Below are 26105 nucleotides of genomic sequence, written 5' to 3'. Positions count from 1 at the left end.
GTATACTTTAATCGCTAAATATTCTAATACCAATATCAAAATAGCTAACTGACTTACAGTTCTTTACGATTAAAAAAAACTATCATAATAAAATGATAAAATTAATCGTTATTCAACTAATTAGATTTCATTTGTATCAACTTTTTAGGTCCATAAAAAGAACTTAAAAAACGGACAAAAAAATCTATAATTAACTAAACAATTAAAAAAATGAAATCACTTTTAATAGTATTGTTCGTAGCAGTTTCTTCGTTGACCTCTTATGGTCAAGATACCAGCACTATAAACGGAACGTATGAAGGCTATATTGATGGCGTATACGCTTTTTCTGATGGTGAAGGTTACACTACAGAGTTCACTAACATTACAGATGATGTTGCGAATGAATTTGATTTAACCAGCGAAAAATTTGTTGGTAAACAATTTATAATCACTTTCACTGTAGATTCTGAGTTAGATGAAGATGATGAAGAAATTCAAGTTAGCACTATAGTTAAATTGCTAATGCCAATCTAAACACATATTAAGGACCTAAAAAAGGTCCTTTTTTTATGCCGTAAATCGTGGCAAAAAAGATGCGTGTATTAACAAAAATATTCTCCCTTCAAAGACCCGATTCTTTTTCGTTTCTTTGTAATTCATAACAAAATATAAAATGACTTTACTAGGTATTGATGTAGGTGGCTCAGGAATTAAAGGAGCATTAGTTAATTCGGAAACAGGAGAAATGATCTCTGAACGCCATAGAATACCTACCCCCATACCTAGAACACCAGAAGCAATGACCGATGTAATTGCTCAAATTGTGAAGCATTTTGATTACAAAGGCAAAGTTGGCTGTGGTTTTCCAACCATTATTAAAAACGGAGTCTGTAAAGCTACCGGCAATCTTGACAAAAGCTGGTTGGGTGTAAATGTAGAAGAGTTATTAGAAAAGAAAACCGGATTAGATTTTACCGTAATCAATGATGCAGATGCTGCAGGTTATGCTACCATGAACTATGGCACTGGTAAAGGTAAAAAAGGATTCGTTGTAATGATTACCATTGGCACTGGTTTAGGTAGTGGTGCTTTTTTAGATGGTAGATTGATCCCTAATTTCGAGTTAGGACAAATTCCGTATAAAGGATATTCTAAAATTGAAAAATGGGCAGCTGGATCGGCAAAAGACCGCGAAGGACTATCCTATAAAAAATGGGGAAAAAGATTCAATACCTTTTTAGAGTATGTTGAATTGATCGTATCACCAGATTTAATTATTCTTGGTGGTGGAGCCTCAAAAGATTTTGATGAGTTTAAATCTAAGATTAAAATTGATACAAAAGTAATACCCGCAGCGCTTCAAAATCACGCAGGTATTATTGGTGCAGCAGTAGCTACACTTCATTAATCTTTATTCAAATACAACATATTATCAATGTACCTTTAACCTAGCTATTACACTTTAAAACAAAGTGTAATAGCTCATGCTCAATACTTTCATATAACCAACCAAAATAACCTAAATGAAAAAAATACTAAGTTTATTAGTAATTATCAGTTGCCTTACTGCCACAAAACTATTAAGTCAAAGGGCAAATTTAGATCGAGAATACTTTCAAGTCTCTTATGTTGATTTGCCAATAATACCAATTCTAGATGACTCAAAAAGAACCTTTACCTCTAGTAGTCGTAATATTTTTTTAGAAGGATTCTCTAGAGTAGCACAAAACGGAACCCTTGATTTTAGATTTACTTTTCATGGTACCGAAATTGGTGATGTAGATATCAAAAAAAGAACCCACGAAGAAAAAGACAAAGATGGAAACGTAACCAAAACGACGTATACATATGACGTAATTTGTAGTTATTCTTCTTCAGCTACAATATCAATTAATAATGCCGATTCTGGTGAAAACTCTTCTTTTTCACTATCTGAGAATGACAACTACTCCAGTACAGGGTTCAAGACTTATTCTAAGGCTAGTTCTTACTACAACAATAATCGCTATAGCATAAGAGATAAATACCGTACTAAGCATCGCAATAGTATGATTAGTCAGACGAACAGTAAAATCAATTATAAATACGGATATGTACCAAAAACATTAAACCAATCACAACATTTTTGGATCATTGCTACCAAGAAGCATCCAGAATTTGCCAATCACCAAGAAGCATCTGAAGCTTTGAAGGCAATATTTTCAAAGATGCAGCACGACCAACCAGTTGCCAATTTATTAATAGAGGCACAACCATGGATCGATTATTTTAATGACGTTGTAACAAGATATAATGAAGATGACAAGCAGCATAAAAAAGTGCGTTATGCGAGTTATTACAATATTGCAAAAATCTATTTGAACTTAGATTTACCCGAAAGAATTAAGGAATACTCTGATTTACTTATCGCAAATGAGTACGATAAAAAAGACGGAAAGAGACTTAATAATAGTGCAGAAGATTTAATTAATGATTTTACCGTAAATGAAATCTCAACAAGACACTTTGAAGTTATTACCGAAGACCTTTCAAATGAACCAGATGTAGCTATTGTATATGCAGAAGACCCAGCTGAAGAATCAGAAAAAGCAGTTGCGTTTTTAATAACAGCTGCTAACGATACTTTACAAACAACCGTTGCTATAGACGAATTAACAAAAGCGAGCGTAGCAATACAAATGTTAGATGAAAACAATAAAGCCAAAGAAGTTGCTGCTATAGATAGTAAACAAATTGTTTTAACTACAGGTGATATTTACGAAGTTGCCACTTTTACTTCATCAGTTTCAAGTGACAAAACTAATGCTCCGAAATTCGCAAAAGCTATTTACCAAGGAAACAAAGTATCATTATACGAGCATATGGGCAAAGAATATGTTTTGAAGTATACCAATACTGAAGACGGTATATCAACAATGAGCAAAGATTTTGTTTTTGGATTCAATAAAAAATTAGCAGCCCTAAGTACTGAATGTGAAGGGGTAAAATCAAAAATTATGGCTAGTGAATACAAAAATACTAAAGAAGGTCTTTTAGCTTATAGTCAAGCGTATGATGCTTGCGCAACTGAATAGAATTTAAACATTGATTAAAACAAAAAACGTGTATCTAAAAGAACTTTTAGATACACGTTTTTTTATAGTATAGATATACCTTAAAATTTAAAAAGGTATTATTCTAAAACTTTTGCGCCCTCTGGAGCATCAAAAAAGTCTTTAGATAATTCTTTCTCAAAAGAAACATCTGTAAAATCAATTTTAGTGATATAGTCGCCAGGTTGATTATTTTTAACTGTCCAGTACGTTTTAAATCCGCCTGGCATGATAATACCGTCTACCGTTTGCTCACCTATAAACTCTGTAAATTTTTCTGGAGCATGACCCCCATTTTTAAAATACTCTGGGTATGAAACGATATATCTCATAACCGCTAATTTACTGGTTTCCTTATTTACATAAAGAATATAGTAATCATCGGGTGCATCACCAGTTTCAGCATCAAAGGTTACTTTGACAACATTATAATCTTTCTCTTTAAAAGTAGTCGGTTCTAAAAGCTCTAGGTTCACCCCTTCACCACTTAAAACAAACGGATGCCCAACAAACCATAATGGTGTTAGCGCCCAGAACTTAGTGTCATAAGCAAATGCTATACTGTCTTTAGCCATCATCCAAGCTTGTTCACCTGTCCAACCAAATTTAGCAGCACTATCGGTAGCACTTGTATGTACAGATCTGTTGCTCCACGTATCTACTGTTTGGTAACTATCTCTAGCAGTTTTACCATCTAGAGGCTGATAATTAAAACGAAAAGTAATTGGTCCGTTTGCATACCAAGTATCTAGTCCGCCATGAGCTTCCATTGCATTCCAAATTACTTTTCCTGCATCGGTAGTGTTTAATCTTTCTTTTGTTTTTACAACTCTAGAAGACACCCAAGAATCTGGATAAGCAATTACATTAGTTTCAGCCACCACTTCTTTAGCAGTTTCGGTTGTGTTTTTAGGAGTTTCTTTACAGGATACAATAACTGCAAGTACTAATAATAGTGATAGTTTGTAAAGTAATTTCATAGTTGTTCTCTGTTTGTTGATTTCCCAGTTAAGATTATACGGCTTTGTGATTTAAACTGGCTATTTTACGTTCCTCGTAATTCTCTGCGACCACCTTATCTAACTCTGCTGGCGCTTCAAAATTTAAGGTATTTTCTTTCAGTCGTTCTTCACCACCAAAAATAACTTGAATCTCTTTTTTAAATAATCCTTCTAATGAACGCTCTGCAACATACTCTGGCGCATCCATCTTTCTACCTTTAAATTTTTGCATCATCTCAGTATCTGTAGCAGTGGGGAAAGCACAGGTTACCGACACTTTAAAAGGCGCCAATTCTCTACGCATAGAATCTGAAAACTGACGAATAGCAGCTTTGGTACTACCATAAACTGCATAGAATGGCATTCCGATCAATCCCAATCCCGATGAAATATTTAAGATATAGGCATCTTCAGAAAACCTTAAAAGTGGAATGCAGTATTTTGTCAATAACATTACAGCGGTAAGGTTCACAGCAACCTGATCGTAAAGATCTTCATCTTGTATATCTTCTAAAGGACCTGCAGCGACTATACCGGCATTGTTTATCAATATATCTAAATGACCCCATTTATCTTCTATACGTGCCGCAGCATCGCGTAAAACCTGAATGTTGGCAATATCACCAGCAATTCTGATAAAGCTTACCTCAGGATATTCTAATGATAAATCTTTAAGATTCTTTTTATCGCGTGCAATGACCGCAATATTGGTGACCCCTTCTTTAATTAGGTTTTGAACCATGCATTTTCCAATACCCCGAGTACCCCCAGTAATGAGTACATTTTTTCCTTTTAGTTGCATAATAGTGTTCGTTTGAGTTGTGATTAAATTCCACTTTAAATTAGCTAAAATTCTATGCAGAAACGAAGAAAAATACAGGATAAATGCATTATTAAGAATGTAGGAAAATCTAACCTATTTTTTTGCGTTTTTCTGAACACACAGACACTAATTAACATTATATCAGCGTGGTAATCACAAAATACACTTTACCATTAACCTTCAATAAATCACTAAAACTAAAAAAACCACCCGATTGGGTGGTTTCTATATTTAAAAGCAAAAAAAAACTCCTTAAAAAAGGAGCTTTTTTACTTATGCTATTTTATTTCTCTTACGTTCATTTTCTGTCAAATAGATTTTACGTAAACGTAAATGCTTAGGCGTAACCTCAACATACTCATCTTTTTGAATGTATTCTAATGCTTCTTCAAGAGAAAACTTAATTGCAGGAACAATTTTAGCTTTATCATCTGCACCAGAAGAACGAACGTTAGATAATTTTTTAGTTTTTGTAATGTTAACGGTCATATCATCTCCACGAGAGTTTTCACCGATAACTTGACCTTCGTAAATATCTTCACCCGGATCAACGAAAAACTTACCACGGTCTTGTAATTTATCGATAGAATAAGGAATTGCTTTTCCTCTTTCCATAGAAACTAAAGAACCATTCTGTCTCTGTGGAATATCACCTTTCATTGGTTGATACTCTAAGAAACGGTGAGCCATAATAGCCTCACCAGCAGTAGCAGTTAATAATTGGTTACGAAGACCGATGATACCACGTGATGGAATTTGAAATTCACATAACATACGGTCACCTTTAGCCTCCATACTAGTCATCTCACCTTTACGGATAGATACCATTTCAACAGCTCTACCAGAAACTTCTTCAGGTAAATCGATAGTCAAATGCTCGATAGGCTCACATTTAACACCGTCAATCTCTTTTATAATTACTTGTGGTTGCCCAATTTGTAATTCATAACCTTCGCGACGCATAGTTTCAATTAAAACTGAAAGGTGTAATACACCACGACCGAATACTAAAAATTTATCTGCACTATCAGTTTCGTTTACACGTAACGCCAAGTTTTTCTCTAATTCTTTTGCTAAACGATCTTTAATATGTCTAGAAGTAACAAACTTACCATCTTGACCAAAGAAAGGGCTATCGTTAATAGTGAACAACATACTCATTGTAGGCTCATCAATTGCGATAGTTTTTAATGCTTCAGGATTTTCGATATCGGCAACTGTATCACCAATTTCAAAACCTTCAACACCAACTAATGCACAAATATCACCAGTTTCAACTTCTTGTACTTTCTTACGACCAAGACCTTCAAATACATATAGTTCTTTAATTTTAGATTTCACGATAGAACCATCGCGTTTTACCAAAGAAATTTGTTGATTCTCTTTCAAAGAACCTCTTTGTAATCTACCGATAGCAATTCTACCAGTAAATGAAGAGAAATCTAAAGAAGTAATCAACATTTGAGTGTTTCCTTCTTTTGGTTCAAAAAGAGGAATATGCTCAATAACCATATCTAACAATGGCTCAATATTCGTTGTTTCGTTTTTCCAATCTTCACTCATCCAGTTGTTCTTTGCAGAACCGTATACTGTAGGGAAATCTAATTGCCATTCTTCAGCACCTAGTTCGAACATAAGATCGAAAACTTTTTCATGTACTTCGTCTGGAGTACAGTTTTCTTTGTCAACTTTATTGATTACCAAACAAGGCTTTAAACCAAGGTCAATAGCTTTTTGAAGTACAAAACGTGTTTGTGGCATAGGACCTTCAAAGGCATCTACCAATAACAAAACACCATCTGCCATATTCAATACACGCTCAACTTCACCACCGAAATCGGCGTGACCAGGAGTATCAATAATATTTATTTTAGTATCCTTATATATAACGGAAACGTTTTTAGAAGTAATGGTAATACCACGTTCTCTTTCCAAATCGTTATTATCCAAAATTAAATCACCTGTATTCTCGTTTTCACGAAACAAGCTACAGTGGTACATTATTTTGTCTACCAAGGTTGTTTTACCGTGGTCAACGTGCGCAATGATCGCAATATTTTTTGTAGTAGTGGACATAATGTCTTATTTAAGCGTGCAAAGATACTTTAAATAATGATAGTTGCACTTAAACTTATGTTATTTTTATCTTATTGATTTTGAGATAGTTCGCTAAAGCAATGCTTACTTTTTTCTGCCACCAATAACCCAACCTAGTCTAGCGTCGATTAAAATACCCACATCTGTATTAAATTCATCTACAAATATGCCAGGGCCGAAAGCCAAACCAAAATAGAATCCTTTTTTATAAGTACGCTGTAAACCATACACTAACGCAGTATTATAGAAATAATCTGATGCATATTCAAGATTACCAATAACGGGTGTGCCAAATTGTAATTGATTCAAAAAACTAATGTAGTTACCCGTATTTCCAGATATATTTTTCCCTTTAGAAAGTCTTCTATCAAAGTTAATGTATTGCCTAACATCTGCTTCTAAACCAGGATAGAGTCCAAAATTAGTTTCTCTATCTGACCCTCCGTTAAGTGCAAAACCTAAAAAAGCCTCTAAATTCAACGTAGTTTTAGAACCAATACCCAGTTCGTATGATACCCCTGGTGCCAATAAATTAGCTTTAAAGAGTCCGTCTTCTACTAGTTTGTCAGATTGGGCGTTAGCATAAAAAACTGACATAAGAATAATTGAAAGAAAGGTGATTTTTTTCATGATTGTTTATGGTTAGAATTTATTCGGATTATATATCAAATATCAGACCACATTAATCGAACGTAGGTTTTCTAGATTTTCGTTTTGTCGCTACCCAACCAAAATTAACATTCAGCAAAAAACCATGCCCATTATCTACGCCGTTTCCATCAAAATAGCCATACCCTACTTCTGCATTTATATTAAAACCTTTTCTATTGGTACGCTGAATACCGTATACTCCGCCATAGAAAGCAAAGTTATAATCACTACTTCCGTCAGTGATATTATCAACAAACTGAACGGGTTCCCAAAATATACTACGCGCAGGGCCAATATAATTTGCAGAGTTACCAACTACATTTTTATTAATATCTAAGCGTTCTTGAAAGTTATGGTAATACCTAATTCTGGTATGCCACGCATAGCCCAAAGCATAGCCCTCTTGGTAGCGAGCAAAAGCTGGAGTAAAACTAGTTGATGCGCTTACATTTTTAAAAAGACCTAATTCATATCGAATACCGGGTCCCAGAAGATTAATCGTAAATTGATGTCGTTCTAGATTGACGAGTCCCTTGCCTTTTTCAGAAAAATCCCTAATCTGAGCTTGCGTTGCCGTGACCGTTAATAACAGAAGAATTACCGTAATTTTTTTCATGTAGTTTGATTGATGTTGCAACTAAAACTACATGTTTCTAAAAACGTAATCACTAGATTTAATGAAATATTAAGAAAATACTTACGTAATTAACGACCTACACACCATCGTTTTTCACTTATGATAAACCCGATGCTCAAATTAGCCACCGGATAGATTCCGCCTTCAAATTGTCCTTCATAATAAGCTGCACCTACATCTACAGAAAAGTTGAATCCAGAATCAAAACTACGTTGTATACCAATCACCAAACCGGCATAACCGAAAGCCCTTTCTACATTTTCATTGGCAATGGTTCGTGAACCCGGAAAAAATACCGCTACAGCAGGTGCCACATAATTAGCAGAATTGCCATAAATCTGTTTTCTTTTACGCTGACGTTTTTCAAAATTATAGTAGTACCGATATTGACCAGCTATTGCAGGAAAAACCCCGAATTCGCTATACACATCTGGTAAAAGAGGATCTAAAGCCACTTGAATTCCCGCTTTAATATCTAGAGTGGTATTCGTACCTAAAGCCATTTCATACTCAAGACCCGGATTAATTAGATTAATCTTCACCTGCCTCAGCTCACAATTTTTACCAAATTGGGCATGGGCATTACCGGCAAAAACTACCAGCAATAGAAAAATTAGAAACGGTTTGATTTTCATTTCAATTTGGGGTTTCGACAATCTTATCTTAATAGAACAGTAAGCTTCTTAAAATAGTATCTTTGATTAAAAATATTCGACGAATGAACCTATCCCTAATACCCCAAATAAAACATACAGACAGTAATAACTTCTTTCTACTTTCAGGACCATGCGCCATTGAAGGTGAAGACATGGCAATGCGCATTGCAGAGCATATTATTACCATAACCGATGAGCTTAAAATACCTTATGTATTTAAAGGAAGTTTCAAGAAAGCAAATCGTAGTCGTTTAGATTCATTTACAGGTATTGGAGATGAGAAGGCATTAAAGATTCTACGTAAAGTTTCTGAGACATTCAAAGTACCAACGGTTACCGATATACATACAGAACAAGATGCTGTTATGGCGGCAGAATATGTAGATGTTCTTCAGATACCAGCATTTTTAGCGCGTCAAACAGATTTAGTTGTTGCCGCTGCACAAACTGGAAAAACGGTAAACATTAAGAAAGGACAATTTATGAGTCCTGAGAGTATGAAGCATGCCGTTAATAAAGTTACCGAAACGGGTAACGAGCAAGCTATTATTACCGATCGTGGTACCATGTTTGGTTACCAAGATATGATTGTAGATTTTAGAGGTGTACCCACCATGAAACAATTTGCACCTGTAGTTTTAGATGTTACACATTCGTTACAACAGCCAAATCAAACTTCTGGTGTTACGGGTGGTAGACCAGCTTTAATAGGCACAATGGCACGTGCAGGTGTTGCCGCAGGTGTTGACGGACTCTTCATAGAAACTCATTTTGATTGTGCCAATGCAAAAAGTGATGGAGCCAACATGCTGGATTTAGGATTAATGAAAAAACTATTGACAGACTTAGTGGCGTTGAGAGCAGTTGTTAATCAGTTATAATCGAATTATTCTTTCAGCAAATATTATAATGACCGAAGAAGAAATAGTCAGAGGGTTTTGGCATTTTAATCAAAAAAATGAATGGCCTCCTCAAAAAATAACTAAACTAGAAGAATATAATGGCGGTGTTAGACTAAACTTAGATATTACACAACAGTCAAATCTAAGCACTTACCAACAAACAAAGTTAGTTAACAAATGGTGTGATACCCTACCTGAATTATCAAAAGTAAAATACATTTGGTTTATCTCTAAAGTAAACCAAAAAACTTTTGACGCAGTTTGTGAAATGCCAAATATTGAGGGCATTTGGATTAAATGGAGCGGCATAAAAAACATCGATAAAATTGTAAAAATAAAATCATTAAAGCATTTTCATCTTGGTAGTTCTTCACAAATTGAAAGTATATCGTGTTTAGCAGAAATGAATTCTTTGATAACACTAGAACTTGAGCAAATTAAAAAAATCAATGAATTTGAACCGATTTCTAAATGCTTGAAACTAGAAGGGCTTGCCATAGAAGGTAGTATGTGGACAACTCAAGAAATAAAGAATTTAAAACCAATCGAAAAGCTTAAAAAACTTAAATATTTATCTTTAATGAACACTAAAGTTCTGGATGCTTCATTAAAACCCATATTAAAATTAAAAGAACTCAAAAGATTTGATTCATCTTTAAACTTACCTTCTCAGGAGATTACCAATTTAAAAAAGATAAAAACATTAGAATTCGGCAATGTCCCTGCAGAATATTTGGATATAAAAACACAAGTCAGAAATAAATTAAAATGGTTGTAAAAGGAATAATAAACTTAGCGGATGTTTTTGAACAAGACATCTATCAAGCTAAAATTATACTACTATTTTATTCTTTCCGTTTATAAAACCCATTTTTACGAACTGAGTAAGCATCATTTAAAACATCAACTAAAATATCGTTATCGATATCTTCAAGGGTACTATAACGCAATGAACGTACTACTTTTCTATTTTCAGTAATTAGTACGTTCAAATGTTTTGTAAGGTGGGCAGAGTTCCAAAAAGCAATATCAACAAACTGCTTTTTGTGCGAGGCATTCAAATAACAAATGGGCGATTTACCAATATAAAAGCAAGGAATATTCCATTTGAATTTCAGTTCAACCTCAGGCAAAGTCGTTTCAATCATCATTTGCAAATGCATTAATATACCTCTGTACGGTTCGGGCTGATTGAAAATATAATCCTCTGCTGGTTTCATAATTAAATCGATTGTATTAATTTAAAATACGAATTCATTTACTAATACGCATTCAAAAATATAATTTTGATACTCTTAAAATTCATCGATGCTTAAAAACACAACTATAGTTTTAATAATTGCTTTTATAACAGGTACATATTATATCGGTGTTGCTCAAGAAGACCATGATCACAATTGGTATTTCAACAATAGTAAAAGTTTAAGTGAATTATGGGAGCTAGATGATGAGCACCAACGTGGCACGTTTATCCTTACTTCTTATAAACCTATATACATAACTGCTGCAAAATATTCTACCAACCCAAATGAATTTCCACAAGCAGAAAATTCAGATAAAGTTTTAGATGAGCCGACCAGCTTAAATGCTGTAGAGTCAAAATTTCAGATCAGCCTAAAAACCAAAATTTTTCATGGCATGTTCGATGGTAGAATGGATTTATGGATGGGCTATTCGCAGACCGCCTATTGGCAAATTTATAATACAGAGCGTTCAAGACCATTTCGCGAATTGAATTATCAGCCTGAAATTATTGCCAACATCCCTATTCAATTTAAAATACTCGGTTTCGACGCTAAAATGATTGGAGCTGCAGTCATACATGAATCTAACGGACAGTCAGACCCCATTTCTAGAAGCTGGAACCGTATTGCTTTTCATGCTGCATTAGAACGAGGGAACTGGCAGGTAATGCTTAAACCTTGGATTAGGATTGGAAGTAAGATTGATGACAACGAAAATATATCTGATTATATAGGCCGTGGCGAAGCCGATATTACCTATGACTGGGGCAGACAGCGCTTTAGAGCTATTGCCCGACACTCTTTAAACCTAGGAGACAAAAGACGTGGTAGTTTACAGCTCAACTGGTCTTTCCCTATTTTTGAAAATTTCAATGGTCATGTACAGTTCTTTGATGGTTACGGCGAAACTCTAATAGACTATAACCATAGACAGACCACTTTAGGTATTGGAGTTTCTTTAATTAACTAAACGCTTTTAAAAGACTATACACCTACTCTATTATTTGACTTAAAGTCCATTTTTATGCATTCAGATATAAATTTCTGATAGAAAATCAACGCATATTTCTGGTTGCATTAGTCTTTTTGTAGTTGTTTATGCAAATAAGTATTCTCCATAGAACTTTGATTAAAATAGCACTGTCAAAAAGAAGGGAAGCATTTTAAAACAGTACATTCACGCAAATTTTACAAACTATATAATTTGGTAAAACCTCTCTTTTTAAGCTACCATTAAATCATCTTCTTTAACTTTTTTTACCTCAGATTTATTGAAGTTTCAGATATTTAATTTAACTTTGTATTTCAAAGTACTTTAATATGGAGACAAATAAGTATCTAAACGATATTACCGAAATCAAGAATATAATGAATCGTTCTTCACGGTTTATTTCCTTAAGCGGACTCTCAGGTGTACTTGCAGGTATATATGCTTTGATCGGAGCTGGCTTTGCTTATATTAAGCTAAAAGATACCTCAGCTGCCAATTATGAAAACTACTCTGGTAGGTCTTCATCACTTTGGGGTTCAGATACGGTTAGCGACCTAACGTTAATTGCTATTGCAGTTTTGGTGGCAGCAGTTATTACCGGTTTTATTATGACCTTGAAAAAGTCTAAAAAAAGTGGAGAGAAAATTTGGGACAGCACTAGCAAGCGGTTAGTATTCAATTTTGCTATTCCGTTAGTAGTAGGCGGACTTTTTTGCTTGGTACTTATGCAACAAGGTATTGCTGGTCTTGTTGCTCCTGCAACGCTTATATTTTATGGTCTGGCTTGTGTTAACGCAAGCAAGTACACCATGGGCGATGTTAGATATATGGGTTTGGTTTTTATAGGAATAGGATTAGTTAGTACTCAATTTATAGGATATGGATTGTATTTTTGGGCTCTAGGGTTTGGCGTTTGCCACATTCTTTATGGTGCATTAATGTATTATAAATACGATAGAAATTAAGATTAGCCTAGCTATTAATATATGAGTTTAATTGACAACATAAACAAAGCTTTTGACCACCGAATAAGACTGGGTATTATGTCTATTCTAATGGTGAACGATTATGCTGACTTTAAAATGCTAAAAGAGCTTTTAGGTGCTACCGATGGCAATTTAGCCAGTCACACCAAAGCACTTGAAAAGGAAGAATATATAAAAGTGGAAAAGCAATTTATTGGTCGTAAACCAAATACTCGCTACTCTGCAACCCCACTTGGTAAAGCACAGTTTAAGAAGCATATTAATGCTTTAGAAAAACTAATAGGTAAGTAGTATATTTTTTTATCATTTTACTTTGAATTTCAAAGTACTTTTAAAATAACAAATAATGAGAGCAGCCATATTAGAAAAATTATATAATTGGAGTGTGGTACCCTATCAATACTTCAAAAAAAATGAAGCTTGGCAATTTAATGCTGAAGAGTTAAAAAAATATCCAAGCGACTCTTTAGGCTATCATATGGGCAAATTTCTTGTTGCCAACAGCTTTCAGTTACAAGAAAAACTAGAGAGTCATGATGTATTTCATGTACTCACCGGAACCGGAATTACCGTTCCTGAAGAAATAAGCATGCAGTTTTATTTAATGGGAAATGGAAAAAGAAGTCTTTATTTATTCACGGTCATATGTATTGGCTCTATGCTGTATCCGGAGTATTGGAGGCAATTTTTATCTAAATATAACTGTGGAAAATCTGCACTACCCTTTCATCAATTAGATTTTCAAAAGCTGCTAAACCAACCCATCCAACGGATAAAGTCCACATTTTTAATTTCTTAAAACCATGATATTAAAACTATCTAAAAACTCAAAAACCCGTAAGACAGTACACCTGATTCTTGGTTACTATCTCTTATTAATAATCGCAAAAATCAAATCATTAATAACCTTTTAAATACATCATATTATGAACGTTCATATAAAATCACTGTTATCTGCATTAGCCTTCAGTTTATTATTCTACAGCAAAAGCTTTGGTCTAAATTTATTTCTTATATCCATTTTAGTAGTGGTACTTGTTTCTACCTTAAAAGAAACTAGAACCATGTCTTGGGGCTATGCACTTACCTATATTATTACTTCAATCTTAGTATTCATTAACCCAACGGGGTTTAGCATATTTGTTCATTTCATGGCATTAATGGTATTTGTTGGCAAGTCCATTTCAAACAAAACATCTTTATACCTCTCTTGGTTGCTTGGCTTTACAAATTTATTGGTTGCAGCTATTGCTAATTTCATTCAAAGACAAAATTCGGCAGAAGAAAAAGATGTAAAGAAAGTGACTTCACCAAAGCTAATAAACCGTTTAAAAGGCGGCTTCTTCGCTGGTGTTCTACTCATTTTATTTGCGATGCTGTACAAAAATGCAAATCCTGTTTTTGGGAACCTTGTAAATCAAATCAATTTTGATTTTATAAGCATCCCGTGGGTATTCTTTACATTTCTGGGGTATGTTATATTTCTAAACATTTTACGCCCATTAGATGCACAAGAATTAATAACAGTTGATGCGTCTCAGAAAAACGAATTGGAGACTCCGACCGAAATAGAAATAATAGGACAAAAAAAGCAACTTGAAAGTGAGCATACCTTAGGCTCATTTATATTTATCGCCCTTAATTTTTTACTGGTATTCTTTTTAGTAACCGACGGAATTTACCTGTTCCAAAAAGGCGACATTTCTAATGCAGAATATTCGGCATCTGTACATCAAGGTGTGTATGCACTTATGTTTTCGATAGTGCTAGCAATTATCTTAATTCTTTATTTCTTTAGAGGAAACCTCAATTTTTATAAAGAGAATACGCAAATAAAAACGCTTACATATGTTTGGATCTCTCTAAATATTATACTAATTGTCTTTACATCTTACAAGAACTTCACGTATGTTGAAGCCTTGGGTCTTACCTACAAACGTATTGGTGTATTCGTATACTTACTACTTACCCTTACCGGATTAATTACAGCCTATATTAAAGTAGCGGAAGTAAAAAGCTTTGTTTATTTAGTACGCACCAATATCGCCACAGTGTTTACTTTCTTAGTACTAAGCGCTGCAGTGCCATGGGATAAAACTATTACGTATTTCAATTTAAGTACGCTTGAAAATCCTGATATTCATTACCTCATCGATTTAGGGGATACCAATAGCATTCAGCTATACAACTATGCTAAAAAGAAAGAAGTCAATTATGAATTGAACATTAGTATTCGAGAAAAACATGAAGAATACGTCACTTTACAATCAGAAAAAACATGGCAAGAATATACGTTTGCCCAACTCGTTAAAAACGATACAAAATGATGGTTTTATTTAAACATAAATGGAACCGTAGAATTTTGAGGGTAGTTTCATTGTATTTTCTACTCTCAACTTTACTACTGTGTATTGCCTTAATACCAAAAACTGAGTTTACTATCATTGTTGGTATTATACTATATCTCAGCTATATCATCGTTACTTGTATAGCGTTGATTATAATTTTGGTAAATGTTTTAAGGTATTCGAAAGATATACCAGAGCATACCATGGCGCTTATCTTACTGATTATAAATTACCCAATAAGTATGCTTTATATCTATTTAACAAACGCCTAAAATTTCAAAACATGAAATTCAAATTCAACCGTATCTATTTTATATATTTTCTTGCACTACTAGGAATTGAAATCTTAATTGCCATATTTTTAAAATCCGGCTTTATTCGACACACATTCGGAGATTACCTGGTAGTCATTCTCATGTTTTTCTTTTTTAAATCTTTTTGGAAGGCAAATGATATTACCATCGGTATTGTCACCATACTAATTGCTTATGCCATCGAATTTTTACAACTCACCAATATGTTAAGCTACTTTGGGCTGGAGCATTCTAAATGGGCAAATTTAATCTTCGGAAACTATTTCAGCATTCAAGATTTATTGGCATACACCCTAGGTATACTAACCGTAACAAGTTTAGAAATCAAAAAACGATTTTTACTAAAACAACCTATAAATTAAAGTGAGACCTGTATTTATTCTTTACCATCAACATAATCTTGTAGATATGCATAACGTTCAGTAAGCTTTCCATTTTGGGTCATTCTAGCTCTTTCAAGAACGCCATCTTTATCGTTGTTAAAAAATGCAGGAATCACATTTTTAATAAAAGCCTCACCGAAACCTTCACTTGCGTCTCTAGGTAATTCACACGGTAAATTATCTACCGCCATAACTGCAATTGCGTCAGCATTCTTAAAATCTATTTCAGACTCAGAACCAGGGTGATACCCGTAAATTGGGTCTGCAATAGTTGATGGTTTAACAGTAGAAGCAACCGGACCGTCAATATCACAACTTATATCAGCAACAACTTGAATTTTAAAATCTTCATGTTTGGCATCTTCCTTAGTAAACAAATAAGGAGCGCCTTGACCATAAAAATGACCGGCAATATAGAAATCAGTCACCTTGGCAAATCTGAAAAAGTTAGATTTATATTCTTCTGGGTTCGCAAAAAAGTCGGCTTTATTACCACGAACTCCGTCTTTTCGTTTGTTGTATTCACCAGCATCTATTTGGCAATATACAGGCTCATTGAATGTCTCTTCTAAGTATTCGGTAACATTCACCCTTCTCATTCCCATACCGTCTAGCATTTCTCTAGCGCCATTCCCTACCCTACCTCTACCGGTAAGCAGTACTTTGATTGCAGGTAATCTTAATTTCTTTAGTTCATTTATTAAAGCCTCTTGATCTTCTAAATCGTTGGCTTTTGGTAATTGAAACAAACCAAATTTGAGTCCGTATGCTCGAAATCCGTTATAGGCACCCACAATACCGGCATATCTACCAAAGGCAACAACACGTTGTTCTTGCTTATTGGTAATAACCTCATGGTCGTACATTTCAATATTCTTCGCTAATATAGCTTGAAGCAAATCTCTATTATAAGGTTGCTTTTTAATGGTATGTGAAAAGAAAAAGTACTTTTTATTCGGAATTAGCGCATCAATCGGCACCTCTTTAACACCTAATAGTACTTCGCAATCATTCATTTCATCGGCTACGGATACGCCCAAAGCTTTATAGGCATCATCGGCATACGCTCTAATAGGCGAAGATTCTACAATAATTTCAGCCTTAGGAAATGTATTTAGGACTTTTTGACATGCTTTTGGAGATAGAACAACACGCTTATCTGGCGGATTCTTACGTTCTTTGATGATTCCGAACTTCATATGGGTTTGGTATAAATATTGCACTAAATTATGCAATTAGAAACACTTGGCTTAGGTCAAAATAAAAATTATATGGGATCGTAAAGTTTTGTTAGCTTTGCTGCCCGCTATTTAATAGTTGAAGTCGATTGAATTGATGCAGCTATTATTTAGACTAGGAAGTTCTTTTACATATTGGGGCCGACCGGTTTTGACAGCGAGACCAGTTGGAATGTAAGCATGTCGAGCGCTGAGAAACAGCTCGTTAATCTCATTTTTCACACTTTTAATTGGCGAAAATAATTACGCTCTTGCCGCTTAATCCGAATTATAGTAGGATTTAGCCTCGTCCCTACCAGGTAGGGAAGCGAGATGTTCCTGAATAGCCCTTGTTGATGGCGATTCTTATAGGAGCACCAGAAAAGTCAACATAAGGGTGTCCGCTCGCTTTGGCGACACCACCAAAATCTTAAGAAGATAAGTGTGTATTGGGCGGCTTCTGGTCAGGTACGCATCGAAAATTAATCAGATTCTAAACATGTAGAAAGCATTTTAATTGCTTGTTTGGACGAGGGTTCGAATCCCTCCGGCTCCACTAATAGACCCTGTAAACCCTTTGTTTACAGGGTTTTTTATTTTGCGCTGACAGAATCGTTGACAATCTGTTTTGATATGTTGTGTTTCTTACAACGATGTTAATTTAGTAATTTTGGTTTATTAGCACTAATTAATATTAAAATAATGAACTATCTATCCGTTTTAATCTATTTACTCTTATTTCTAACAATTACACATTCCTATATATTTTCCGTTAGACTTTCAAAATTCATAGTTGAACCATTTATTAAAAACCCATATAAATTTCATTCTGTAGATTATATTGAAATTATAAGTTTAATACGTAATAACGGTATCAAGTTATTGTTTGCATTTATATTCTTGTTAAGTCCCTTATATATTTATAGGTCAATATTTAGCTTTAACATCGAAAGCCATAACATTTTAAGTATTTTAATGATTGTTATAATACTTACCTCTATGGTTTTACTTTGGTTGAATATTTGTAAAATTGGAAATTCAAATTTCGGTCATAAAATTATCCATCCAAAAACGGAAAAAACAACCAAAAAACAACAACACTTAAATATAAATTCTGAATTTTCCGAAGCTAACACAATATCTCAAAAGAAAAATAAAATAACTTCAGCTAATTTTAGAAAGGAAACGTCTAAAACAAGAAATTCCTATAGGAAAGGTTTGTTAAAAATACAGAATCTTGAATTGCTTGAAAAATTTCTCGAACAGTTAAAAAACTTCAAACACTTCAATAAAGATATTAATCAATTTGAAAATTTAAATATTAATATTGGACCAAATCAGAATAAAAATCTTAGTCAAGAAAATATTTGTTTTGCAATCCTTTCCTTTTTCCTTTATGAAGTTTGTACAAATAGGGACTTCATTGATACTACGCCGCAAATATTCTATAAACCATTCAATCAAATTATTTTCAATAATAATGAAAGGTTAAAGCGTTTCAATTATCCTAAATTTAAACAGAAGTATATTAATGATACCGGAGTAGAACATTTTAGAAACTCTGAATTTTATAAGGAATTACTAGTACACTACAAAAATAGTCCGAAAATGTAGAAAATGTAGAGAATGTTTCAGTGCTAAAATTAGATTTTTGAAATATCTAATAATAACATTCTATATACATGAGCACGTACACGGACCCCTTTTTAAGCATTCACAATAAGTTAACAAAACTTACAGAATTAGTTCTTGAAATAAAGAACGCACCTAAAGAAGATTACTCCTTAAAATACTACACAAGACAAGAAGCTGCTGATTTATGCAGAAGCTCTGTACAGTCTATAGATAATTACATCAAATATGGCTGGATAAAGGTTGAAGACTTTGGTCCAAAGAAAAAGTTGATTCAACATTATCAAATTTTCAATGAAGATCAAACATTGAAAGAGTTCCGATATAAAAGAAAAGCATAAAATGCTCTAACATTTTATGCTTTTTAGTTTTTAAACAATTTAATACTTCACCTTAAATCGTATAAGACAAATATACGGTTTCTAAACCATTATATATGAACGAGACACCATATATTAGGGTAGGCACATCCTATTTTAAGACAGTAAAAGCGCCCACTATAGCAGGTCATTACAATGAAATACTCATTTATTGGAACGCCGAAACAATAAGACAAGATCATGGTAAAGACTACTTTGCAAAAATTGAAAAATATGACGGCTTTACTTGTATTCCTAGTCATACAGATTTTAAAAAACAATATTTAACTTTTTACAATACCTATAATCCACTAAGCAACAATCCAATTCCAGGAGATTGCGAACTATCAAAAAAGTTTGTGAAACATATTTTCGGGAACCATTACGAATTGGGGCTTGATTACTTAGCTCTCTTATTTTTAAAACCTACACAGACACTTCCAATCCTTTGTTTGGTTTCTACTCAAAGAAGTACTGGAAAAAGCTCTTTTCTTAAATGGTTAAAAATGATATTCGAGAATAATGCCACCTATTTAACCAATGATAGCTTTGGAAGCCAGTTCAATGCCGATTGGGCTAATATGCTTCTAATAATGATTGATGAAGTGCTATTCAACAAAGAGGAATTAACAGAAAGAATTAAATACCTAAGCACAACCAACATCAATAAAGTCGAAGCGAAGGGAAAGGATAAACGTGAAATAGAGTTTTTTGGAAAGTTCATTTTATGTAGCAATAACGAAGATAGCTTCATAAAAATCGACAATAACGAAACTCGATTTTGGGTACTTAAAGTTCCTATTATAAAAACCGAAGAGATAGACATGCTGGTCAAATTAAAAAAAGAGATTCCAGCTTTTCTCTACTTTTTAGAAAACAGAAAACTAAGTACAAATAATACTACCAGAATGTGGTTTACTCCGGCTCAAATAAAAACGGCTGCATTAAACAAATTAGTACAAAATAACCGTAATCGAGTAGAGAAGGAAATTGCCAGTATTTGTCTTATGGTAATGGAGAAATTTGATTTAGAAGAAGTCAACTTATGTTCAGGTGATATCCTACCAGCCTTAAGTAAATCAAGAGTTAATACAGACCAAACACATATTAGAAAAATACTAAAGAAAGAGTGGAAATTAAAGAATCAAGAAAACAGTAAATCTTATGAAAAGTTCTGCTTTCTTTCAGATGGTGAAATTTTATTAAATACTACTAAAGGAAGGTACTATACCGTAAAAAAGGATTTTTTACTTGAAAATTTTGATGATTTGATGACAGAATACGAATAGCCCAATGAGAATGGATGATTAGAGTGTCATCACTTAGTCATCATTTTGTCATCAAAAATAAAAACGATGACAGATGAGTATAAAAATAAATCAAGTTTGATGAAACGATGACAAAACGATGACAGGGAAACCCCTAATATCATTGAGTTAGCAGAGATTATCATCGTTTCATCAAAAATATCACCAATTTAACACCACAAGAAATGAATTGTATAGAAGCAAAAAAAATAGACATAATTATTACACTTAGAAATCTAGGTCATAACCCCATACGAGAAACGGAAAAAGAAGCCTGGTTTCTATCTCCATTTAGAACCGAATCTGACCCATCTTTTAAGGTCAATAAACAAAAAAATGTATTCTATGATTTTGGAATAGGTTTAGGGGGTAATTTAATAGACCTATTAGCAAAAATGTTAGGCTCGGTAAAAAATGCACTTGATTATTTAAACGAAAACAAAACTAATTTTTCTTTTCATCAGCAAGTTTTTGAATCTACAGAAGTAAACTCTTCCATAAAGATAGACCGCGTAAAAACAATTCAACATTTTGGATTAATCGACTATTTGAAAACTAGACAAATTTCAATTTCAACAGCACGTTCAATTTGTAAAGAGGTGCACTTTCATATGTATGACAAAAAATATTTTTCAATAGGATTGAAAAATATATCTAAGGGTTGGGAATTGAGAAACAAATATTTTAAATCTGGATCTTCCCCAAAAGACATTTCGCTGATTAAAAACAACTCTACTACACTTATAGTAACTGAAGGAATGTTTGATATGTTATCCCTATTAGAATTTGATAATTCTTTAATAAAAAAGGCAGATTTAATGATTCTAAATTCTTGTTCTTTTCATGAAAAGTTAATGAATTATAAAATTGAATATGATAAAATTCACCTCTATTTAGACCATGATGACACAGGTCGTAATATCACAGATAAATACATCAATGAGCAAATGAATTTTCAAGACTGTTCAAAATTATACATAGGTTACAATGATGTAAATGAATGGTGGGTTAACAAAAATGAAATATAGAGTTTGAGTAAGAATTCAAGATGTGTGTGCTGGGCCCACAATCTTGATTTTTCTCCCGATGGTCGCAAAATAAAATAGAAACAAATGAGAAAAAAAGCGAGAGTAATAACCAAATTCAGATGTACTATTTACGAGAAAAAACTTTTGAAAATTAAAGCCAAAAAATCGGGTCTATCCTTGAGTGAATTTTGTTTTAGGGCTGCATTCAATAAAGAGATAACCGCAAGATTGACCGAAGAGGAAATCGAAGCATACAAAACCATTTCAACCTTTAGCAGAAATTTCACTTTGATAGGTAATATGTTTCGAAAAAGAAACCCTCAATTAAGCCATGAAGTATACGCCCTATCCAAAGAGCTTAAAGAACATCTAAACAAATTCAAAAAATGATTGGAAAAGGTAAGTCCATATCACATACAAATGCGTCAATGGCATACGGCTGGAATCAGGAAAAAGATGCATCTGTGGTAATAAAAGAATATTTAGCAGGAGAAACTCCACAGGAAATTACCAAAGAATTTGAAATCATACAGAGTATGAACGAGAACTGCAATAGAAATACCTTGAGTTTTGTCTTAAGCCCAACCATTGAGGATGGTAAAAAATTATCCAAAAAGGGATTAGGAGATATTTCAAAGACATTCTTGAAACAAATGAAATTAACAAACCGTCAAGCAATAGCTTTTGTTCACAGGGATAAAGAACATACACATATTCACTTATATGTCAACAGAATAGACTTCAAAGGTAAAGCCTACAATGATAGTTTTATTGGTAAACGTAGTAATGAAGCAGCAAGACAAGTAGCAATGGAAATGAATTTAAAAACCGTTCAAGAAGTGCAAGTCGAAAAACTTAAACCATTACAGAAGACAAGAAGCGAAATACGCTCTATTCATATACAAGTTCTAAAGAAGGAACGACCTAAAACTTTTGACGATTATATCAAAAAAATGGCTGCCAATAATGTAAAAGTAATTCCGAGTATCAACAAAGGAGGTACACTTCAAGGATTTAGGTTCGAGTATAAGGGCATAAACATGAAAGGTAGTGAGGTACAACGCTCTATGAGTGGTGGTAAGATTGCAAATGAAATTGCAGCTAATAGTAATGGAGAAATACTTAAACATTCAGCTCAGGCTGTGAACATTGCTGGAAAAACCCTAGAATTAAGTACAAATATGATAACCGGCTTAGCAAAAAAGGCAATAAAACAAACTATAACCAAGGGTATTGAAATAGGAATATAACTATGGCAAAAATTGATGATTTAGCAGATCTATTAGTAGAGGAATTAAGCGACTTTAAGGAACAGTTAAAAAGAATGGAAGAATTATCCGCCCAATTAAAACTGATTAAAATACGACCGGATATTACTTTACTACAATCCGCGATAAGCGCTCCACTAGTAGAACAAGAGCTAATTCTAAAAAATCAAAATAAAGAATTAAGTAAAATCACCAAGAAACTTACAAAATCGAACTACTATCCTAATTGGCTACTTATTCTATCTGGCTCAATAATTCTAAGTTGTTTTCTCTTCATCGGTATCTCAATCTTTCAAATAAAGCAAGTTGAAGAAAGTAATCAGGCTTATTATAAAAAAGGTCAAAAAGAAGTGATTAATCACTTCAACAAGTTTATAGAGGATAATCCGGAAGCTGCAGAAATGTATCAAAAATGGGAAACCAACTTAAAATAAAATTATGGCAAAAATCATATTGATTACGCACCAAAAAGGCGGAGTAGGAAAAAGTACTTTAACTTTCAACCTTGCACAGAATCTTAGTGAACATTCAAAGGTTGCCATACTTGACATAGATGCTCAAGGCAGTCTATCACAGCTTTCAAAAATTGTTGATTCGTTCCAAATTACAACAGATGAAAATATCTTAACGACCAATGACCATTTGGATTTTATTTTTATTGACACACCTCCTTACCTATCGTCAAAGCTGAAAGAGCTTATCAAAATTGCAGATTTAATATTAGTACCGACAAAAGCCGGAATTCTAGATTTGTTAGCTATTGACAACACTATTGGTTTGATTAAAGATGAACTGAAAGAAGAGAATACCATGATTATCTTGAACATGGTGAAAGCTAATACAACCATAACTGAGGACATCCTAAAAAACCTCGATTCACATAAAATTAAAGTTGCTAAAACCATGATAAGCGATTTGGTAGCATTCACTAGGTCTCCTTTGCTTAAAGGTGTTACAGCCGATAGAAATGCGCAAAGGCAAATTGATAGTTTAACAAAAGAAGTCTTAACAGCTCTTATATAAATACATATTTATATAAATAATCAAATATATAAATCTACATTATGTCAAAAACAGAATTCAACAATTTAATAGCCCAAGCAAGAGCTTCAAAACTGGACAAATCGATTCAAAAGGTGGTACCAGAAACATCTATTGACAAAAATGAAAAGCAATTTTCATTTTATATAGATAAAGTTCTATTGAGAAAATTGAAATCAAAAGCTTTGGAGGAAGATAGAAGTGTGAAGTCAATTATCAATGAAAGTATTCTTAGTTATCTTAGCCAATAAGGATTAAAAGCTAATCTATTCAGTAATCAAGAATTATCAATTACATCGAATAAACTTATAAATATTAAGACCTTTAAAGCAACTGAGGAAGAGTGTGGTTGTAAAATATGTAAAATCTATTATAAAAAAGGAAATCATGTAAGTCCCTTCCCCAAGTGCGATTGTGGCAATATTGCCATGTTCGATATAACGGAAGATTACGTTCGTTTTACTACCTCCTGGCCATACGTTGGTCACACGACTACAAATAACTGGGAAGAAGTAATATGGAATCAGATCAAGACCTCTGGTAGTCCTATTCATATTTTAAAAAATCCAAATCGAAATAAAGATGAGGATTTTATAATTAGCTTCGAATATTAATGAATAAAAGTCATGTACTTCTAAATTTGAAGTCCTGTGATTTTAACTAAATTTGAACAATAATAAATCAAAAAATATAAGGAACAACAAAGAATTTTAAGATATAAAAGCATTTTGCTTTTGATTTAGTACTGATAAAATCGCCAGTTTTAATGAACACTACAATCAAGACAAATGCCCACGCTCTGGCGTGGGCTGTTCTTGTGTGGTGTTCGGGTGTCTGGCGATACCTTCAGTGCTAACGGGTTCAGTTCCACGCTTTTTTATGGACAATACACAAGAAATTAATTACTCAGTAATCATCAAGAACAACCCAGATAAAGAAACCCTATATCTAGTTAATTCATATTGGAGCTATAAAAAAGGAGAGTTTGAAAATAAACCAAAGCAGTTATCTAATAATTACAATATTAGTCTTCACGATTTATTTCTAACTATTAAAGAATATTCTGATGTATGTCTAGAATGCAATTGCGGCGCTTGTAATGAAATCTTAAAACAAGAAGTTACTTCACAAACACATTTTCTAAGTACTCTTAGAAATTTACCATTATGTGAAGAATGCATTGATAAACAAAGATTAAAACAAGATGAGGAAAACAAAAGATTAATCGAAATTCGTAGAAAAGAACATGAGTTAGCAGAAATAAAATACCAACAGCAAACAGCATTCAATTCCGCAATTGAAAGATATAAAGAAACAAGAATACATGAAGATGAAGCAAGGTTTATGATTCATTTTATCAATACCTGCCCAAATAGAATATCTTTATCTTATTACAACGAAAATTATCTAAATTTTTATAAACTCAAATTACTAGAACTTATACATATAGAAGAAAATTTTGCAAATGAATATGTTGTGATTTCCTATCCTGAAGAACTTAAAGATTTATTACTTTGTGAAATTAAACAGGAATCATTAGCATCCAAACCTACAAATGCGAATACCTGGTCTAGATTAAGCTTCTTATTAGAAAAAAATAAAACTTACCGAAATATCCACACACCACGTTTTAGCGGGACACTTTTAATTAAAGAAGATGTCTATTTAGAAAAAGGCACAAAATGCCTATACGGAGTCTGGGATAGGGATCATGATGATGCCTGGCTTACATTAACTCCAACATCTGATATAATTGTTGCTAAAAATAAACCTATACATAAAGAACCGGAGCATATAGCAAATATCCTCAACAGGTTTTTGGATAATCCTGAGAACCGAGATTATTAAGCCTATTTAAATAGAACAACTGTTAACATTACAGAAGCTATTGTTCCAAATAAAATTACTCCCGATATAACTAGATTTAATTTATTTTCTACTTTCTTGATCATAGTTGAATTTTCCATAGACACAAAAAGTTTAAATTTCACCTGTCCTAAATTAATAATTATTGAAATAAAAACCCTCGCACTTCATAGTATTAGTTTTGGTAAGATTTGGGTTTTGATTCTGACTTAAGACGAGATTCTTCCATAATTATGGATTTATATAAATAAACTTCAAACAATCCTTGCCATGGTAATTT

30 protein-coding genes and 1 other RNA gene are annotated in these 26105 nt (G+C 33.2%); 23 read left to right on the top strand and 8 right to left on the bottom strand.

Annotated elements, in window-relative coordinates:
• Nucleotides 1–210 precede the first annotated feature (210 nt).
• The 3 genes from Q4500_RS00825 (at nucleotide 211) to Q4500_RS00815 (ending at nucleotide 3056) form a co-directional block, all read left to right on the top strand.
• The gene (locus tag Q4500_RS00825) at nucleotides 211–516 is read left to right on the top strand and encodes a hypothetical protein (protein WP_303597860.1); all 306 of its coding nucleotides are present in this window, start codon (nucleotides 211–213) and stop codon (nucleotides 514–516) included.
• A 139-nt stretch (nucleotides 517–655) separates the two neighbouring features.
• Nucleotides 656–1390 (top strand): polyphosphate--glucose phosphotransferase, encoded by a 735-nt coding sequence (gene ppgK / locus Q4500_RS00820; protein ID WP_303597859.1) that lies wholly within the window; start codon nucleotides 656–658, stop codon nucleotides 1388–1390.
• Between the two features lie 115 nt (nucleotides 1391–1505).
• Nucleotides 1506–3056, top strand: a complete 1551-nt coding sequence (locus tag Q4500_RS00815) for a hypothetical protein (RefSeq protein ID WP_303597858.1) — start codon at nucleotides 1506–1508, stop codon at nucleotides 3054–3056.
• A 98-nt stretch (nucleotides 3057–3154) separates the two neighbouring features.
• Here the strand turns inward: Q4500_RS00815 and Q4500_RS00810 are convergent, their stop codons facing one another.
• From Q4500_RS00810 to Q4500_RS00785, 6 genes are all read right to left on the bottom strand, one after another.
• Nucleotides 3155–4054: a DUF6503 family protein gene (locus Q4500_RS00810; RefSeq protein WP_303597857.1), complete on the bottom strand. Its 900-nt coding sequence runs from the start codon at nucleotides 4052–4054 to the stop codon at nucleotides 3155–3157.
• Between the two features lie 34 nt (nucleotides 4055–4088).
• Nucleotides 4089–4877: an SDR family oxidoreductase gene (locus tag Q4500_RS00805; protein ID WP_303597856.1), complete on the bottom strand. Its 789-nt coding sequence runs from the start codon at nucleotides 4875–4877 to the stop codon at nucleotides 4089–4091.
• 294 nt (nucleotides 4878–5171) lie between these two features.
• Entirely contained in the window at nucleotides 5172–6974 is a 1803-nt protein-coding gene (typA, locus tag Q4500_RS00800) for a translational GTPase TypA (RefSeq protein ID WP_299320866.1), read from the bottom strand.
• 105 nt (nucleotides 6975–7079) lie between these two features.
• Nucleotides 7080–7625 (bottom strand): hypothetical protein, encoded by a 546-nt coding sequence (locus Q4500_RS00795; RefSeq protein WP_303597854.1) that lies wholly within the window; start codon nucleotides 7623–7625, stop codon nucleotides 7080–7082.
• Between the two features lie 52 nt (nucleotides 7626–7677).
• On the bottom strand, nucleotides 7678–8262 hold the full coding sequence (locus Q4500_RS00790) for a hypothetical protein (RefSeq protein WP_303597853.1): 585 nt from the start codon (nucleotides 8260–8262) through the stop codon (nucleotides 7678–7680).
• A gap of 89 nt (nucleotides 8263–8351) precedes the next feature.
• The gene (locus Q4500_RS00785) at nucleotides 8352–8918 is read right to left on the bottom strand and encodes a hypothetical protein (RefSeq protein WP_303597852.1); all 567 of its coding nucleotides are present in this window, start codon (nucleotides 8916–8918) and stop codon (nucleotides 8352–8354) included.
• 83 nt (nucleotides 8919–9001) lie between these two features.
• Between Q4500_RS00785 and kdsA the strand changes: the two genes are divergently transcribed.
• Nucleotides 9002–9820: a 3-deoxy-8-phosphooctulonate synthase gene (gene kdsA / locus Q4500_RS00780; protein ID WP_303597851.1), complete on the top strand. Its 819-nt coding sequence runs from the start codon at nucleotides 9002–9004 to the stop codon at nucleotides 9818–9820.
• A 28-nt stretch (nucleotides 9821–9848) separates the two neighbouring features.
• Complete coding sequence (locus Q4500_RS00775; protein WP_303597850.1) at nucleotides 9849–10619, top strand: hypothetical protein; 771 nt, start codon at nucleotides 9849–9851, stop codon at nucleotides 10617–10619.
• A 67-nt stretch (nucleotides 10620–10686) separates the two neighbouring features.
• On the opposite strand, the gene Q4500_RS00770 is transcribed toward Q4500_RS00775, so the two are convergent.
• Nucleotides 10687–11061 carry a DUF1801 domain-containing protein gene (locus Q4500_RS00770; protein WP_303597849.1) on the bottom strand — a complete coding sequence of 125 codons (375 nt, stop codon included), beginning with the start codon at nucleotides 11059–11061 and terminating at the stop codon, nucleotides 10687–10689.
• A gap of 88 nt (nucleotides 11062–11149) precedes the next feature.
• Here Q4500_RS00770 and Q4500_RS00765 point away from each other — a divergent pair, with 88 nt between their 5' ends.
• The 6 genes from Q4500_RS00765 (at nucleotide 11150) to Q4500_RS00740 (ending at nucleotide 16086) form a co-directional block, all read left to right on the top strand.
• The gene (locus tag Q4500_RS00765; RefSeq protein WP_303597848.1) at nucleotides 11150–12055 is read left to right on the top strand and encodes a phospholipase A; all 906 of its coding nucleotides are present in this window, start codon (nucleotides 11150–11152) and stop codon (nucleotides 12053–12055) included.
• Nucleotides 12056–12405: 350 nt separating this feature from the next.
• Nucleotides 12406–13041 (top strand): hypothetical protein, encoded by a 636-nt coding sequence (locus Q4500_RS00760; protein WP_303597847.1) that lies wholly within the window; start codon nucleotides 12406–12408, stop codon nucleotides 13039–13041.
• A gap of 21 nt (nucleotides 13042–13062) precedes the next feature.
• Complete coding sequence (locus tag Q4500_RS00755) at nucleotides 13063–13353, top strand: transcriptional regulator (protein WP_027064736.1); 291 nt, start codon at nucleotides 13063–13065, stop codon at nucleotides 13351–13353.
• Between the two features lie 55 nt (nucleotides 13354–13408).
• Entirely contained in the window at nucleotides 13409–13861 is a 453-nt protein-coding gene (locus Q4500_RS00750) for a Coq4 family protein (protein ID WP_303597846.1), read from the top strand.
• 127 nt (nucleotides 13862–13988) lie between these two features.
• Nucleotides 13989–15389, top strand: a complete 1401-nt coding sequence (locus tag Q4500_RS00745) for a DUF4153 domain-containing protein (protein ID WP_303597845.1) — start codon at nucleotides 13989–13991, stop codon at nucleotides 15387–15389.
• A 304-nt stretch (nucleotides 15390–15693) separates the two neighbouring features.
• Complete coding sequence (locus Q4500_RS00740; protein WP_303597843.1) at nucleotides 15694–16086, top strand: DUF2809 domain-containing protein; 393 nt, start codon at nucleotides 15694–15696, stop codon at nucleotides 16084–16086.
• Between the two features lie 14 nt (nucleotides 16087–16100).
• On the opposite strand, the gene Q4500_RS00735 is transcribed toward Q4500_RS00740, so the two are convergent.
• Nucleotides 16101–17306 (bottom strand): NAD(P)-dependent oxidoreductase, encoded by a 1206-nt coding sequence (locus Q4500_RS00735; RefSeq protein ID WP_303597842.1) that lies wholly within the window; start codon nucleotides 17304–17306, stop codon nucleotides 16101–16103.
• A gap of 176 nt (nucleotides 17307–17482) precedes the next feature.
• Between Q4500_RS00735 and ssrA the strand changes: the two genes are divergently transcribed.
• From ssrA to Q4500_RS00675, 12 genes are all read left to right on the top strand, one after another.
• Nucleotides 17483–17883: a transfer-messenger RNA gene (ssrA, locus tag Q4500_RS00730) on the top strand.
• Nucleotides 17884–18299: 416 nt separating this feature from the next.
• Nucleotides 18300–18938, top strand: a complete 639-nt coding sequence (locus tag Q4500_RS00725) for a hypothetical protein (RefSeq protein WP_303597841.1) — start codon at nucleotides 18300–18302, stop codon at nucleotides 18936–18938.
• Between the two features lie 68 nt (nucleotides 18939–19006).
• Complete coding sequence (locus Q4500_RS00720; protein ID WP_210706541.1) at nucleotides 19007–19297, top strand: hypothetical protein; 291 nt, start codon at nucleotides 19007–19009, stop codon at nucleotides 19295–19297.
• A gap of 95 nt (nucleotides 19298–19392) precedes the next feature.
• On the top strand, nucleotides 19393–20604 hold the full coding sequence (locus tag Q4500_RS00715; protein WP_303597840.1) for a primase-helicase family protein: 1212 nt from the start codon (nucleotides 19393–19395) through the stop codon (nucleotides 20602–20604).
• A 203-nt stretch (nucleotides 20605–20807) separates the two neighbouring features.
• Nucleotides 20808–21650 (top strand): toprim domain-containing protein, encoded by an 843-nt coding sequence (locus Q4500_RS00710; RefSeq protein ID WP_210706539.1) that lies wholly within the window; start codon nucleotides 20808–20810, stop codon nucleotides 21648–21650.
• Nucleotides 21651–21734: 84 nt separating this feature from the next.
• On the top strand, nucleotides 21735–22040 hold the full coding sequence (mbpA, locus tag Q4500_RS00705; protein WP_303597839.1) for a mobilization protein MbpA: 306 nt from the start codon (nucleotides 21735–21737) through the stop codon (nucleotides 22038–22040).
• Nucleotides 22037–22900: a relaxase/mobilization nuclease domain-containing protein gene (locus tag Q4500_RS00700; RefSeq protein ID WP_303597838.1), complete on the top strand. Its 864-nt coding sequence runs from the start codon at nucleotides 22037–22039 to the stop codon at nucleotides 22898–22900. The genes mbpA and Q4500_RS00700 overlap by 4 nt, the downstream gene beginning before the upstream one ends.
• Before the next feature lie 2 nt (nucleotides 22901–22902).
• Nucleotides 22903–23352 carry a DUF6730 family protein gene (locus tag Q4500_RS00695; protein WP_303597837.1) on the top strand — a complete coding sequence of 150 codons (450 nt, stop codon included), beginning with the start codon at nucleotides 22903–22905 and terminating at the stop codon, nucleotides 23350–23352.
• Nucleotides 23353–23356: 4 nt separating this feature from the next.
• Nucleotides 23357–23941: a ParA family protein gene (locus Q4500_RS00690; RefSeq protein WP_303597836.1), complete on the top strand. Its 585-nt coding sequence runs from the start codon at nucleotides 23357–23359 to the stop codon at nucleotides 23939–23941.
• A gap of 41 nt (nucleotides 23942–23982) precedes the next feature.
• The gene (locus tag Q4500_RS00685; protein WP_303597835.1) at nucleotides 23983–24210 is read left to right on the top strand and encodes a hypothetical protein; all 228 of its coding nucleotides are present in this window, start codon (nucleotides 23983–23985) and stop codon (nucleotides 24208–24210) included.
• A 177-nt stretch (nucleotides 24211–24387) separates the two neighbouring features.
• Complete coding sequence (locus Q4500_RS00680) at nucleotides 24388–24573, top strand: hypothetical protein (RefSeq protein WP_303597834.1); 186 nt, start codon at nucleotides 24388–24390, stop codon at nucleotides 24571–24573.
• 265 nt (nucleotides 24574–24838) lie between these two features.
• On the top strand, nucleotides 24839–25807 hold the full coding sequence (locus tag Q4500_RS00675; protein ID WP_303597833.1) for a hypothetical protein: 969 nt from the start codon (nucleotides 24839–24841) through the stop codon (nucleotides 25805–25807).
• Nucleotides 25808–26105: the final 298 nt, after the last annotated feature.

This window comes from Maribacter sp. 1_MG-2023 (genome assembly GCF_030547005.1).
In the GTDB taxonomy this organism is placed as follows: domain Bacteria; phylum Bacteroidota; class Bacteroidia; order Flavobacteriales; family Flavobacteriaceae; genus Maribacter.
This window is presented reverse-complemented; position numbering and strand designations above follow the sequence as displayed.

Coding starts and splice junctions, on each gene's coding strand:
- Q4500_RS00815 (WP_303597858.1), top strand. CDS start 1,506: ATGAAAAAAATACTAAGTTTATTAGTAATTATCAGTTGCCTTACTGCC.
- Q4500_RS00795 (WP_303597854.1), bottom strand. CDS start 7,625: ATGAAAAAAATCACCTTTCTTTCAATTATTCTTATGTCAGTTTTTTAT.
- Q4500_RS00790 (WP_303597853.1), bottom strand. CDS start 8,262: ATGAAAAAAATTACGGTAATTCTTCTGTTATTAACGGTCACGGCAACG.
- Q4500_RS00680 (WP_303597834.1), top strand. CDS start 24,388: ATGTTCGATATAACGGAAGATTACGTTCGTTTTACTACCTCCTGGCCA.
- Q4500_RS00810 (WP_303597857.1), bottom strand. CDS start 4,054: ATGAAATTACTTTACAAACTATCACTATTATTAGTACTTGCAGTTATT.
- Q4500_RS00825 (WP_303597860.1), top strand. CDS start 211: ATGAAATCACTTTTAATAGTATTGTTCGTAGCAGTTTCTTCGTTGACC.
- Q4500_RS00775 (WP_303597850.1), top strand. CDS start 9,849: ATGACCGAAGAAGAAATAGTCAGAGGGTTTTGGCATTTTAATCAAAAA.
- mbpA (WP_303597839.1), top strand. CDS start 21,735: ATGAGAAAAAAAGCGAGAGTAATAACCAAATTCAGATGTACTATTTAC.
- Q4500_RS00765 (WP_303597848.1), top strand. CDS start 11,150: ATGCTTAAAAACACAACTATAGTTTTAATAATTGCTTTTATAACAGGT.
- Q4500_RS00755 (WP_027064736.1), top strand. CDS start 13,063: ATGAGTTTAATTGACAACATAAACAAAGCTTTTGACCACCGAATAAGA.
- Q4500_RS00760 (WP_303597847.1), top strand. CDS start 12,406: ATGGAGACAAATAAGTATCTAAACGATATTACCGAAATCAAGAATATA.
- Q4500_RS00805 (WP_303597856.1), bottom strand. CDS start 4,877: ATGCAACTAAAAGGAAAAAATGTACTCATTACTGGGGGTACTCGGGGT.
- Q4500_RS00725 (WP_303597841.1), top strand. CDS start 18,300: ATGATTGTTATAATACTTACCTCTATGGTTTTACTTTGGTTGAATATT.
- Q4500_RS00690 (WP_303597836.1), top strand. CDS start 23,357: ATGGCAAAAATCATATTGATTACGCACCAAAAAGGCGGAGTAGGAAAA.
- Q4500_RS00700 (WP_303597838.1), top strand. CDS start 22,037: ATGATTGGAAAAGGTAAGTCCATATCACATACAAATGCGTCAATGGCA.
- Q4500_RS00710 (WP_210706539.1), top strand. CDS start 20,808: ATGAATTGTATAGAAGCAAAAAAAATAGACATAATTATTACACTTAGA.
- Q4500_RS00745 (WP_303597845.1), top strand. CDS start 13,989: ATGAACGTTCATATAAAATCACTGTTATCTGCATTAGCCTTCAGTTTA.
- Q4500_RS00735 (WP_303597842.1), bottom strand. CDS start 17,306: ATGAAGTTCGGAATCATCAAAGAACGTAAGAATCCGCCAGATAAGCGT.
- ppgK (WP_303597859.1), top strand. CDS start 656: ATGACTTTACTAGGTATTGATGTAGGTGGCTCAGGAATTAAAGGAGCA.
- Q4500_RS00770 (WP_303597849.1), bottom strand. CDS start 11,061: ATGAAACCAGCAGAGGATTATATTTTCAATCAGCCCGAACCGTACAGA.
- Q4500_RS00695 (WP_303597837.1), top strand. CDS start 22,903: ATGGCAAAAATTGATGATTTAGCAGATCTATTAGTAGAGGAATTAAGC.
- Q4500_RS00750 (WP_303597846.1), top strand. CDS start 13,409: ATGAGAGCAGCCATATTAGAAAAATTATATAATTGGAGTGTGGTACCC.
- Q4500_RS00740 (WP_303597843.1), top strand. CDS start 15,694: ATGAAATTCAAATTCAACCGTATCTATTTTATATATTTTCTTGCACTA.
- Q4500_RS00685 (WP_303597835.1), top strand. CDS start 23,983: ATGTCAAAAACAGAATTCAACAATTTAATAGCCCAAGCAAGAGCTTCA.
- Q4500_RS00715 (WP_303597840.1), top strand. CDS start 19,393: ATGAACGAGACACCATATATTAGGGTAGGCACATCCTATTTTAAGACA.
- Q4500_RS00720 (WP_210706541.1), top strand. CDS start 19,007: ATGAGCACGTACACGGACCCCTTTTTAAGCATTCACAATAAGTTAACA.
- Q4500_RS00675 (WP_303597833.1), top strand. CDS start 24,839: ATGGACAATACACAAGAAATTAATTACTCAGTAATCATCAAGAACAAC.
- kdsA (WP_303597851.1), top strand. CDS start 9,002: ATGAACCTATCCCTAATACCCCAAATAAAACATACAGACAGTAATAAC.
- Q4500_RS00785 (WP_303597852.1), bottom strand. CDS start 8,918: ATGAAAATCAAACCGTTTCTAATTTTTCTATTGCTGGTAGTTTTTGCC.
- typA (WP_299320866.1), bottom strand. CDS start 6,974: ATGTCCACTACTACAAAAAATATTGCGATCATTGCGCACGTTGACCAC.